The 7,642-nt window shown below is 73.3% G+C and carries 8 protein-coding genes and 1 tRNA gene; 1 reads left to right on the plus strand and 8 read right to left on the minus strand.

Annotated elements, in window-relative coordinates; genetic code table 11:
• Positions 1–188 precede the first annotated feature (188 nt).
• From ABYE80_RS14075 to ABYE80_RS14110, 8 genes are all read right to left on the minus strand, one after another.
• A complete protein-coding gene (locus ABYE80_RS14075; protein ID WP_372790915.1) occupies positions 189–776 on the minus strand; it encodes a hypothetical protein in 588 nt (195 codons plus the stop codon).
• Positions 777–820: 44 nt separating this feature from the next.
• The gene (gene aspS / locus ABYE80_RS14080; protein ID WP_372790922.1) at positions 821–2,608 is read right to left on the minus strand and encodes an aspartate--tRNA ligase; all 1,788 of its coding nucleotides are present in this window, start codon (positions 2,606–2,608) and stop codon (positions 821–823) included.
• Between the two features lie 20 nt (positions 2,609–2,628).
• A complete protein-coding gene (gene hisS, locus ABYE80_RS14085; protein ID WP_372790916.1) occupies positions 2,629–3,915 on the minus strand; it encodes a histidine--tRNA ligase in 1,287 nt (428 codons plus the stop codon).
• Complete coding sequence (locus tag ABYE80_RS14090) at positions 3,915–4,562, minus strand: MBL fold metallo-hydrolase (RefSeq protein WP_372790917.1); 648 nt, start codon at positions 4,560–4,562, stop codon at positions 3,915–3,917. The genes hisS and ABYE80_RS14090 overlap by 1 nt, the downstream gene beginning before the upstream one ends.
• A gap of 5 nt (positions 4,563–4,567) precedes the next feature.
• The gene (locus ABYE80_RS14095) at positions 4,568–4,963 is read right to left on the minus strand and encodes a hypothetical protein (RefSeq protein ID WP_372790918.1); all 396 of its coding nucleotides are present in this window, start codon (positions 4,961–4,963) and stop codon (positions 4,568–4,570) included.
• Between the two features lie 8 nt (positions 4,964–4,971).
• Positions 4,972–5,865: a hypothetical protein gene (locus ABYE80_RS14100; RefSeq protein WP_372790919.1), complete on the minus strand. Its 894-nt coding sequence runs from the start codon at positions 5,863–5,865 to the stop codon at positions 4,972–4,974.
• Positions 5,866–5,965: 100 nt separating this feature from the next.
• Complete coding sequence (locus ABYE80_RS14105) at positions 5,966–6,613, minus strand: hypothetical protein (RefSeq protein ID WP_372790920.1); 648 nt, start codon at positions 6,611–6,613, stop codon at positions 5,966–5,968.
• A 248-nt stretch (positions 6,614–6,861) separates the two neighbouring features.
• Positions 6,862–7,539, minus strand: coding sequence for a DUF2817 domain-containing protein (locus ABYE80_RS14110; RefSeq protein WP_372790921.1), 678 nt, complete (start codon positions 7,537–7,539; stop codon positions 6,862–6,864).
• A 44-nt stretch (positions 7,540–7,583) separates the two neighbouring features.
• Between ABYE80_RS14110 and ABYE80_RS14115 the strand changes: the two genes are divergently transcribed.
• Positions 7,584–7,642, plus strand: a tRNA-Met gene (locus ABYE80_RS14115).

A 7,642-nucleotide genomic window follows, 5' to 3' on the forward strand; every position in this document is an offset into this window, starting at 1 on the left:
GAAGGGTCGCAAGGGCACCAATCGGGTGAGGTTCACCGGACGGCTGGGGCGCAAGCGACTGGCCGTCGGGCGCTACCGCCTGAGCGCCAAGCCCTCGGGCGGTGCCACGCGCACCGTGCGCTTCCGCGTCGTCCGCTGACCGCGTCCGGGCCGGCCCGGGTTCGGGTGGGCGTCGCCTGCCCTCGGGATCAGCGGGCCGCCGCCCGGGCGGTGCGTCGCCAGCGCTCGGCGGCGGTCGAGACGAGCTCGTCGATCTCCGCGGTCTGCGTGAGCCCGGTGACGGTGCGCGCCTGACGATCCGGGCCGATGACCAGCACGGTCGGAGCGGTCAGCACCGACACGCCACGGGTGATCGCCGCATAGCGGGCGACGGTGGCGATCGACGCCGAGAAGACCTTGAGGCCCCCGCCGCGCCGCGACAGGTCGCGGACCGCGGCTCGCACCGCACGGTCGTCCGCGCCGTCGGGCTCGTAGAACACCACGACCGCGACCTTCCCGTCCGCGAGCGTCTCGAGGATGGGCTTCGACCGGTCGCCGGAAGGCGTCGCGCGCTTCGGCGACGCGGGCGCTGCCCGCGGGCGCGGTGCGGGCGAGCTGCCGGTGGTGCCTGGGGCCGGAGCGGCCGGGTTCGCCGCCGGCGGGGCGAGGGATGCGGCCGCCGCGGCGGTCCCCGGCTCCCCTGCCTCGGCGGACGGGCGCAGCGCCACCATCCAGACGCCCGCGAGCACGAGGACCGCGAGGAGCGCCAACTGGTAGGGACGCGAGAGCTGGCTCACGCCGGACCCATCGGACGGGCCCGGCGGGGACTTGAGCTCGCGGCTCAGGAACCGGCGATCTGCGGATCCACGAGCGATTTCACGCCCAGCTCGCGGAGCTGCGGCGGATCGACGGGAGCCGGAGCCCCGGTGAGCGGATCGCCACCGCTCGCGGTCTTCGGGAACGCGATGACGTCGCGGATCGACTCCCGCCCGGCCGCGAGCGCCACGATCCGGTCGATGCCCATCGCGATGCCGCCGTGCGGGGGCGCGCCGTAGCGCAGGGCGTCGAGCAGGAAGCCGAAGCGCGCCTGCGCCTCCTCCTCGTCCAGTCCGAGGTGCTCGAAGACCTTCGCCTGCACCTCCGGCGTGTGGATGCGGATCGAGCCACCGCCGATCTCCGTCCCGTCGAGCACGAGGTCGTAGGCGCGCGAGCGGAGGGTCGCCGGGTCGTCGAGATCGCCGGACGGCGCGGTGAACGGGTGGTGCAGCGCGTCGTAGCGGTCGTGCTCGGGATCGTGCTCGAACATCGGGAAGTCGACGATCCACAGGACGTCGTGGCTGCCCGGCTCGATCAGGCCGAAGCGCTCGGCCAACTCCAGGCGCAGCGCGCCGAGCGCGGCGGCGGCGACCTTCTCGGAGTCCGCGACGAACAGCAGCAGGTCGCCCTCGGTCGCCTCCAGCTCGGCGTTCACGGCGTCGATCTGCGCGCGCTCGAAGAACTTCGCGAGGTTGCCGACCCAGCCGGCCTCCCCGCCGACGTAGATCGGAGCGGTGGCGAAGGCGCCGTGGCGCTTGACGACCTCGTTGAGCCCGTCGAGCTCGCTGCGGGACATCTCCCGCTTGCCGGCGTTGAAGGCCCGCACCACGCCACCGCCGGTCAGCTGGCCCTCGAAGACCTTGAAGCTCGAGCCCTTCAGCAGCGGCCCGACATCGTGGATCTCCATGCCGAAGCGCGTGTCGGGTCGGTCGATCCCGTACTTCAGGACGGCCTCGTCGTAGCCCATCCGGCGCCACGGCGTGGGCGGCACCTGCAGGCCGGCGACGTCGAAGACCGCCGTCATGACGCGCTCCATCACGCCGATGACCTCGTCCTCGGTGACGAACCCCATCTCGAGGTCGAGCTGCGTGAACTCGGGCTGGCGGTCGGCGCGCAGGTCCTCGTCGCGGAAGCACCGGGCGATCTGGAAGTAGCGCTCGTAGCCGCTCATCATCAGCAGCTGCTTGAACAGCTGCGGGGACTGCGGCAGCGCGTACCAGGAGCCCGGCTGCAGCCGCGACGGCACCAGGAAGTCGCGAGCGCCCTCGGGCGTGGAGCGCGTGAGGATGGGGGTCTCGACCTCGAGGAAGTCCTCGTTGTAGAGCGTGTCGCGCATCGTGCGGACGATCTCGTGCCGCAGCACCAGGGCGTCGCGCATGTGCTCGCGGCGCAGGTCGACCATGCGATGGGTCAGGCGGGTGTTCTCGTCGACGGGAGTCTCGTCGTTGACCGGGAACGGCGGGGTGTCCGCCTCGGCCAGGACGTCCATCGCCTCGACAGCCAGCTCGATCTCACCGGTCGCCATGTTCGGGTTGACGTTCTGGGGCTCGCGGCGCAGGACCTTGCCCGTGACGCTGACGACGTGCTCGGAGCGCAGGCGCTCGGCGGCCGCGAACGCCGCCCCGCTGGAGTCCGGGTGGAACACGAGCTGCAGCAGGCCGGAGCGGTCGCGCAGGTCGATGAAGATCAGGCCGCCGTGATCACGGCGGAAGTGCACCCAGCCGCTGACGCGGATCTCGCGACCGTCGTCGGCGGTGCCGACCGTGCCGCACCACGTGTCCCGGTAGGCGTTGGGGGCGGGTGCCTGCCGCATGCCGCCCGGTCCGGTGGCGCTCACAGCACCACGGGCCCACGCCCGCGCAGCACGTCGTGGATGACGGCGTCGACGCCGCCGGCCACGGGCCGCTGCTCACCGCTCTCCATGTCCTTCAGGCCGATCTCTCCGGGACGCACCACGGCAACGTATCGCGCACCGGCGCGCGCAGCCTGCTTGAGCTGCCCCTTGAGCGACCGGCCGGCCAGCTCGAGCTGGGAGTTCAGGCCGGCCTCGCGCGCGCGGGCGGCGAGCTGGAACGCGGTCACCCGCACGGCGCGGGCGTCGTCGCCCTGGGCGTCGCCCGCGTCGAGGGCGACGTACAGGTCGAGCACGGGACCGGGCTCGGGCCGGTGCCCGGCGCTGAGGACGATCCGCTCGATGCCCGCCGCCCAGCCGCTGCCGGGGGTGGCCGGTCCGCCGAGCTGCTCCATCAGTCCGTCGTAGCGACCGCCGCCGCCGACGGCGCTCTGGGCGCCGAGCGCGCCGCTGGTGAACTCGAACACCGTCCGCGCGTAGTAGTCGAGGCCGCGGACCAGCGTCGGATCGAGGTCGTACGACACGCCCGCGATGTCGAGCAGGGCCCGCACCTCGTCGAAGTGCTCCTGGTCGCCGGCGTCCAGCTCGTCCATGAGCAGCGGCGCACCGGCCATGACCTCGCGCGTGCCCGGGTGGTCGGAGTCGAAGGCCCGCAGCGGGTTCAGGTCGATGCGGCTCCTGACCTCCTCGCTGAGCCGGTCCTCGTTGGCCCGCAGGTACGCCACCAGCTTCTCGCGGTAGACCGCGCGGGTCTCGGGCGTGCCGAGCGACCCGAGCCGCAGATGCAGGTCCGCGACCTCGAACTCGGTGAGGATCGTGTGCAGCAGCACGATCAGCTCCGCGTCGACGGCGGGCTCGGCGCTGCCGATGGCCTCGGCGCCGATCTGCCAGAACTGCTTGTAGCGGCCCTGCTGCGGGCGCTCGTTGCGGTAGAAGCTCGACAGGTACCAGAGCTTCACCGGCTGCGGGAGCTTGTGCATCCCGTGCTCGAGGTAGGCACGGGCCACGGGAGCGGTGCCCTCCGGGCGCAGGGTGATGCTGCGCCCTCCGCGATCCTCCAGGGTGTACATCTCCTTCTGGACGATGTCGGTCGACGTGCCGACACCGCGGGCGAACAGCTCGGTCGCCTCGAAGGTGGGCGTCTCGATGCGCCGGTACCCGGCGCCTTCCAGCACCGACCGCGCGAGGCGCTCGAGGGCCAGCCGCGGCACGGACTGGTCGGGCAGCACGTCCTGCGTGCCGCGCGGCGCCTGCAGCTTCTGGGCCATCAGGTCTGCGGGAGGCCCTGCAGGAACGGGTTGTTGGCCCGCTCGTTGCCGAGGGTCGTGATGCCCATGTGCCCCGGGTGCACACGGGTGTCGTCCGGGTAGCGCGCCATCAGATCGGCGATCGAGGCCGCGAGCGTCGGCCAGTCGCCGCCCGGCAGGTCGGTCCGGCCGACCGACCCCTGGAAGAGGACGTCCCCGCTGAACATGACGCCCTCGGCGGGGACCGTGTAGGTCACGTGACCGGGGCTGTGCCCGGGGGTGAACACGACCTCGATGTCCATGCCCGCGAGCTGCAGCGTCTCACCACCCGCGACGGTCTCGTCCGCGTCGTAGTCCTCGAAGGGACCGAACCCGGGGAACCGCATGTAGTCGTTGATGTTGGCGAGGATCTGCGTCTCGAGCTCCGGGCAGTAGACCGGGGCTCCGGTCGCGCGCGCCAGTTCCGCCACGGCGCCCACGTGATCGAAGTGCGTGTGCGTGAGCAGGATGGCCTCGACCGTGACGCCCATCTCCTCGATCGCGGCGAGCAGCCGTGGGGCCTCGTCCCCGGGATCGACGACGAGGGCCTTGTCGCTGTCGTGCAGGCGGAAGATGAAGCAGTTCTCCTGCACGGGTCCCACGGTGAACATGCGCACGTCGACGGCCATGAGGATCAGTCCTTGCCCTTCTTCGGAGCACCGGCGGCCCGGCTCTTCGCCGCCTTCTGCTTGAGGTGGCGGCGGTGGATGAACATGTCGGTGTAGTAGCCCAGGGGGATGTAGAGGAAGAACATGAAGCCGGTCAGGGCGATCACGGCCGACAGCTCCTGCCCGAACAGCAGCAGGAGGGCGACGCCGAAGAGCAGCGACGCGATCGCCGCCCGGTTGGCCGCGCCCCTCCAGGTCGGTGGACGCTCGAGCTTCGTCATCCGTCGCTGCGCCGCCGTCTGCTTCACCTGCGCCTTGCGGTCGGCTTCCGACAGCGGACGACCGGTGCGTCCCCGCACCTCCACCATGCCGGCGGCGTTGCCGCGGTGTTTCGTCCGGCGCTTCTTCTTGGTCTGGGCCATCGCCCGACTCAGGATACGCGTGCCAGGGCGTCCTCGACGGTGCGCCGGTCACGCACCGGGACGTCCGCGGGGAAGTCCTCGAACGCGGCAGCGGGCGCCAGCCCGACCAGCTCGGCCTCGGTGACCTCCGCGTGGCGCGCGATCGCGGCGACGACGTCGCGCAGCGGCAGGGCCCGGTGGTCCTCGACGTTCATCGACACCTGCGCGACGTCGGCGCGGTGCGCGAGCGTCAACCCGATCGCTCGCAGCCCGGGCAGCCCCTCCTCCCCGCCATCTCGGATCAGGGCGGCGATCCGCTGGGCGTCGGCGAGCGTGGCGGGCGGTGCGAGCTCGACGTTGAAGGCGATCAGCGGTGGTCGCGCGGCCAGCAGCACGGCCCCCGCCGTCGGGTGTGTCCCGCTCCCGGCCGGCCCGCGGCCGAAGTCCGGCACCAGCTCGCCCGCCCGTACGCGCGCGTCGAGCGCCGCCGGGCCGCCCCTGCGCAGGGCGGCGCGCGTGCGCCCCCCGGACAGGGCGCCGTAGAGCAGGCACGGCAGCCCGAGGTCGGCCAGCAGCGCGCCCGCGTGCAGCGCCTCGGCGCATGCGGCGCCCCGGCGCGCGTCGTCCAGATGGACGAACGGCGCGACGTCGAGCGCGCCGACGTGCGGATGCAGTCCCGCGTGCCGTCGCAGATCGACTCGCGCCATGACCTCGCGGGCGCCGTCGCGCACGGCCGCCGCCAGGGCGCCGGGCCGCCCCGCGAGCGTGAACACCGTGCGCCCGTGATCCGGGTCCGAGTGGACGTCGAGCAGCGTCGCTCCGCCCCCGGCGGTGAAGGCGGCGGCGATCGCCGCGATCGCCGCGCCGTCGGTCCCCTCCGAGACGTTGGGGACGGCGAGCAGGAGGTCGTCTGGTCCGGTCACGCGGGCAGGATCCCACGCGCTGCCCGCCTCTTCCCTCCAGGGGCTGTGCCCCGAACCGAGACAGTGTCTCCACGAGGGGCACAGGCCCCGGCTATCGGGACTACGGGGCGTCGATCCGGAAGCGCGCGGTGGCCTTGCGGGTGCAGTCGCTCTGGCAGGCGACCGCGACGTAGGTGCCGGGGACCGCCGAGGTGCTGAGCGTGATCCTGATCCGGAACCGGCCGTACCTGCTCGCACGGACCGTGCCGATGCGATCCCCCTCGCTGGCCGCCGGTCCCGCGGACAGGGTCACCGTCCGGTTGCCGCGGAAGGTCCGCCCCGCGAACACCAGCGTTCCTCCCGGGCGCGCCGACGCGGGCGTGATCGTCAGCCGCGCCTTGGGATCCGAGCAGCGGAACCCGAGGTTCCTCAGGACGTTCCGCGGCGCCTTCGCGCGGCAGAACCCGTCGGTCCCGAGGTAGACCCTGCTCCAGCGCATGCGCTTGCGGCGCAGGATCATCAGCCCGCCGACGCCGGTGCGGCGGTGCGACACCGTCGCCTTCGCGTACCGGTAGGTCGAGCGGACGCTCGCCACGCGGATCGAGCTCACCCGCCATCCGCTTCCGTCCAGGGACCGCAGGACCGCGGCCCGGATCGCGCGTGCCTCCGACGAGGTCGCCCGCCGCGAGGCGTTCGACGTCGCCACGAGCGGTCCGGCGCACAGCACCAGGAGGAGTGCGACGACAGCGGTTCGGGAGGTCCGGGACATCGGTCGATCCTGGCGTTGCCCGGCGCGCGCCACATCCGTACCGAGCCCCCATCCGGGTCCGGGACCTTCCGAGCCGCGGTCGCGTCCGCACCGGGGCGGTGGACCGGCCGCCCGCGCCCACCTCGGCCGCTTGCGCCCGCCCACACTCGGCCCCGCCTCGGCCGCCCGCGCCCGCCCACACTCGGCCCCGCCTCGGCCGCCCGCGCCCAGCCCACACTCGGCGCCACCTCGGCCGCCAGCGCCCGCCTCTACAGGTCGCGGGCGAGCGCGAGGATCGCCCGCACGTGGCGGCGCACGATCGCGTCCGACGGGCGACCGCCCGCCAACTCGACGACGAAGGCCGACGTGCCGGTGAACGTCGTGTTCTGCCAGTTCGCAGCCGTACCGCGGTACCGCGGCAGGGTGCGGGCGGGCAGGCGCACGCGCCTGGCGTAGGCGCGGACGATGCGCCGGTCGGCCCCCGCGGTGAGGTTCACGATCCCGTAGGGCTGGTGCAGCCACACGGTCGCGTGCGGGCGGACCGTCCGCACCACCCGCTGCGCCCAGCGCGTCTCGGGCTCGCTGGCGGCGCGCGGCCCCGGGTAGAACCGGCCCCGGGCTCCCCGGCGCCAGTCCCCTGGGAAGTTGCGATTGAGGTCCACGCCCCGGCGATTGGTCCGGGTGCGACGTGCCGACCCGTCCGGGTTGAGATCGGCCACGGTGTAGATCGCGGTGTCCCGTGGCGCTCGCTCCCGCCGCAGCGACGCGATGACCCGGCGCCCACCCGGCTCGTCGCCGTGCATCGTGCCGATCACCAGGACGCGTCGCGCCGCGTCTCTGGAGCCCCGCCGTACCAGCCGCAGCGGGCGTCCGCGGACGCTGCGACCGCGTGCGACCACGGCGACCGCGACGGCGGGGACCGGCGGTGGACCGTCGGCGAGGAGCACGCGAGCGACGGTAGCGCGTAGAATCCGCCGCCCCGTGGCTGGGTAGCTCAGCTGGCTAGAGCGCACGACTCATAATCGTGAGGTCGGGAGTTCGAGTCTCCCC

Origin of the sequence: Paraconexibacter sp., from assembly GCF_041602235.1 — a bacterium.
GTDB lineage: Bacteria > Actinomycetota > Thermoleophilia > Solirubrobacterales > Solirubrobacteraceae > Paraconexibacter.

What these genes read in the sequence shown, in the direction of transcription:
- aspS (WP_372790922.1), bottom strand. Translation starts at nt 2,608, where the DNA reads ATGCGGCAGGCACCCGCCCCCAACGCCTACCGGGACACGTGGTGCGGC.
- hisS (WP_372790916.1), bottom strand. Translation starts at nt 3,915, where the DNA reads ATGGCCCAGAAGCTGCAGGCGCCGCGCGGCACGCAGGACGTGCTGCCC.
- ABYE80_RS14090 (WP_372790917.1), bottom strand. Translation starts at nt 4,562, where the DNA reads ATGGCCGTCGACGTGCGCATGTTCACCGTGGGACCCGTGCAGGAGAAC.
- ABYE80_RS14095 (WP_372790918.1), bottom strand. Translation starts at nt 4,963, where the DNA reads ATGGCCCAGACCAAGAAGAAGCGCCGGACGAAACACCGCGGCAACGCC.
- ABYE80_RS14105 (WP_372790920.1), bottom strand. Translation starts at nt 6,613, where the DNA reads ATGTCCCGGACCTCCCGAACCGCTGTCGTCGCACTCCTCCTGGTGCTG.